The 3,606-nt window shown below is 32.1% G+C and carries 3 protein-coding genes; 1 reads left to right on the forward strand and 2 read right to left on the reverse strand.

The window, feature by feature from the left end:
* Positions 1-295 precede the first annotated feature (295 nt).
* Complete coding sequence (locus ACW2QF_RS18665; protein WP_455717522.1) at positions 296-1,366, forward strand: HD-GYP domain-containing protein; 1,071 nt, start codon at positions 296-298, stop codon at positions 1,364-1,366.
* A gap of 137 nt (positions 1,367-1,503) precedes the next feature.
* Here the strand turns inward: ACW2QF_RS18665 and nagA are convergent, their stop codons facing one another.
* Together nagA and nagB are read right to left on the reverse strand one after the other, a co-directional pair.
* A complete protein-coding gene (nagA, locus tag ACW2QF_RS18670) occupies positions 1,504-2,664 on the reverse strand; it encodes an N-acetylglucosamine-6-phosphate deacetylase (protein ID WP_455717523.1) in 1,161 nt (386 codons plus the stop codon).
* Positions 2,661-3,398, reverse strand: coding sequence for a glucosamine-6-phosphate deaminase (gene nagB / locus ACW2QF_RS18675; RefSeq protein WP_455717524.1), 738 nt, complete (start codon positions 3,396-3,398; stop codon positions 2,661-2,663). Before nagB ends, nagA begins: the two co-directional genes overlap by 4 nt.
* Between the last annotated feature and the right edge of the window lie 208 nt (positions 3,399-3,606).

A 3,606-nucleotide genomic window follows, 5' to 3' on the forward strand; every position in this document is an offset into this window, starting at 1 on the left:
GGTCGAGGGCTTAACCAAAAGAATGCTGACAATTCAATGTGTAGTTTTGAAGATACAAGAAAAAAGGTTATCTATCTAGTGAAAGAATTCACTTAGTAGATAACCTTTTTTTAGTGAAACAGACATATAAAAAGACGCTTATCCAATTAGTTAAGCGTCTTTTTATATGTCTTTTTCTTAGAATAAATCTATTTACCGATATGAAAAAGGAAATAAATATGGTAAAATAAAAGTGGATATTGATAACATATGATAAAATATTGGATGATTATATTAATCAGGATAGGAGTGGGATATGCAGAAAATAATTAAGCGTAAAGATTTAAAAGAAAATATGATTATCTATGGAGATGTAATAAATACTTATGGTTCTGTTTTGATTAATAGTGGAACAGTAATAGACAAACGTGCCTTAAAACTGTTAGAGAACAACAATATCTATGAAGTAAGAATATTGGATGCAGAAAACGAAGATAAAAGGTTAGAAGGCTTAGAAACACATCTTGAAGAAATTAGAAAAACTACTAAATTTAAGGAGATTAATCACAAATATACATTATGTTATTCTAATATTCAAAGCCAATTTGATGATGTAATTGATCGTGATAAGAAAGTAGATAAACAAGAGATTATTAGTGGAATAAATACTGTCTTAAATAAAGTTGATAATACAAATGAGTTATTTGATGCTTTGTATGGTATGCAGCTGAAACAAAATCAAATGTATATGCATAGTTTGAATACGGCATTAATTTCTAATGTATTAGCAAGATGGTTGAATTTTTCGGAGAAGGAAATAAACGATATTACACTTGCAGGCTTGTTTCATGATATTGGAATGTTGATGATGCCAGAAGAACTTTTGCTTAAGAAAGAAGATGAACTTACCAAAGCCGACAAAGAAATGTTAGAAAAACATACAATATATGGATATCGCTATTTGATGAAACACGAACTTAATCGACAAATTGGGTTAACTGCGTTAACACATCATGAAAAGATTGATGGTTCAGGGTATCCATTACAAATTATGAGTCCAGCAATATGTACATATTCAAAGATAGTAACGATAGCTGACGCCTATGATGAACTAACTTTAACAGAAGATGGAGCTAGAAATCCATTTTCATTAATTTATGAATTTGAGAAATATGGAATATCAAAATATGATACACAGTATATCATGGTATTTTTAGAAGGAATTATGGATACGTATATTGGATGCGATGTTCTTTTAAGTGATAACAGGGTAGGAAGAATTATATATATTAATAAATCTGATATGTCTAGACCTACGGTTAAATGTGGAGATGACTACGTTGACTTATCAGCAGAAAAAGAAATACAAATAATAAAATTTGTATAGGAGTAATAAATACTATCATATACATAGATCATGAAAGAGATAAGAAAGTTGATTAAGATAGAAGGCTATCACCGATGTTTGTATCGTGTGGTAGCCTTCTATTATTTTAAATTTATTGCGTTGAGAATAGTATAGCTTTATTTGTAAATTTTTCCGTCTTTAATAATGTGGCGTATCTGTAAATCCTTTGTAACAACTAATAAATTAGCTTTCTTATTCTGTGTTATACTGCCATAAGTTTCATATAAGCCAAGCGCTTTGATTGGATTAACACAAGCAGCTTTGATTGCACTTTCAAGTGGAATTCCCATCTTGACTGCTCTACACATACAATCATAGAGATTTGTTGTGCTACCAGCTATTGTTACATGATCTTCAAGGCAAGCAATGGAATCTTTAACATATACACTTTGTCCACCTAATGAGTATTTACCATCAGGCATTCCCGTTGCACTCATACTATCACTAACTAAGATTACACGTTCATCACTAAATAATTGAAAGGTTAATCTTACAACACTAGGATGAATATGATTACCATCTGTAATTAATTCAACATGGCTATGCTTACTATCGAAAGCTGCTCCAACCACACTAGGTGAACGGTGATGTAAACCAGGCATTGCATTGTATAGATGAGTTACTTGTTTTGCGCCTGCATCAAATGCAAGCATACAAGTATCGTAATCACTACTAGTATGTGCAATTGTAAAGGTAACTTCATCACGATATTTCTCTATTAACTTGAGGGCATCACTTCCCTCTGGGGCAATTGCTACAAAGCGAATTAAGCCATGGGCAGCATTCTGGAACTTCTCATATAAAGAAAAATCAGCTTTCCTCATATTAGTTCCGTCTTGAGCCCCCTTTTTAGATTTTGAGAGGAAAGGGCCTTCAAGATAGATACCAACGATATCTGCATGATTTGCATCTGAATGTTCTAGTTTATAGTTATGTATTGTGTCTAGAATTGCTAGTAAATCTTCTTCTGGTAATGTCATTGTTGTTGGACAAATCGTGGTGATACCCTGAGATAGTTCATATGATGCGATAGCTTCGATAGCTTCAGCGGAGCAATCACATGCATCATGGCCAACGCATCCATGAAAATGTAGATCTGTAAGACCAGGTATAACGTAGCAATCTGTAGCATCAATAATTTGATGAGCTGTATGATCGTAGTTTTGTATATTGCTTTTATTTAATATCAATTGTTGTATGCTATCATTGTCCGTTATTATATCTGAAGAAATAAACTCACATTGTTCGGAATAAATCATTCCGTTCTTAATAATCATATTAGATCACTCACTTTCTTAAAGGCATCCTTATCACCAATTATTGTAGTATCAGGATGTAATTGAAGGATGGAAGCAGGGACTTTAGGAGTTACTGGACCAAAGAATGCCTCTTTTACTATATCAGCCTTGTTATTTCCAGAGACAACTACGATAATCTTTTTTGCTTGCATAATTGATTTAATTCCCATTGTGTATGCCTGCTTTGGAACTTCATCATAGGATTTGAAGAATCTAGAATTTGCAAGAATTGTGCTCTCTGATAAATCTATACAATGTGTCTCCTTTTCAAAAGCACCACCAGGTTCATTAAAACCTATATGACCATTTTGGCCAATGCCCAATAACTGTAAATCGATACCATGAACTGATTGTATAATAGCATTATATTCGCTACAAGCCTTCTTTTCATCAAGTTCAAGACCGTTAGGAACATGAGTCTTGCTCTTGGAAATATTAATATGATTAAAGAAGTTCTTGTTCATAAAATAGCGATAGCTTTGTTCATTATCTGGTGACAGAGACTTGTACTCATCTAAATTAATAGTGGTAACTTCTGAAAAATCTAAATCACCTTTTTCATACCAACGAATAAGTTGTTTGTATATGCCAAGAGGGGTAGAACCAGTTGCTAAACCTAATACGCAAGATGGTTTCATAATAACTTGTGCAGATATAATATTGGCAGCTACTCTACTCATATGGTAATAATCTTCTGTAGTAATGAATTTCATAATGTATACCTCCTGATCGTATTTCTGTATACTATTTATGATAGCAGATTATATAGAGATTGCAATGAAACTAAGAAAAGTAGACAATAAATAGAAAGAAATAATATAGTAATATAAATCATATGATACATAAAATGGTAATGAAAAAACTAAAAAAAGTACTTTACAAACGATTTTAACTCTGCTATACTAAATGAAGTCAGCTGAT

It is taken from the genome of Anaerosporobacter sp., from assembly GCF_965301125.1.

Coding starts and splice junctions, on each gene's coding strand:
- ACW2QF_RS18665 (WP_455717522.1), top strand. CDS start 296: ATGCAGAAAATAATTAAGCGTAAAGATTTAAAAGAAAATATGATTATC.
- nagA (WP_455717523.1), bottom strand. CDS start 2,664: ATGATTATTAAGAACGGAATGATTTATTCCGAACAATGTGAGTTTATT.
- nagB (WP_455717524.1), bottom strand. CDS start 3,398: ATGAAATTCATTACTACAGAAGATTATTACCATATGAGTAGAGTAGCT.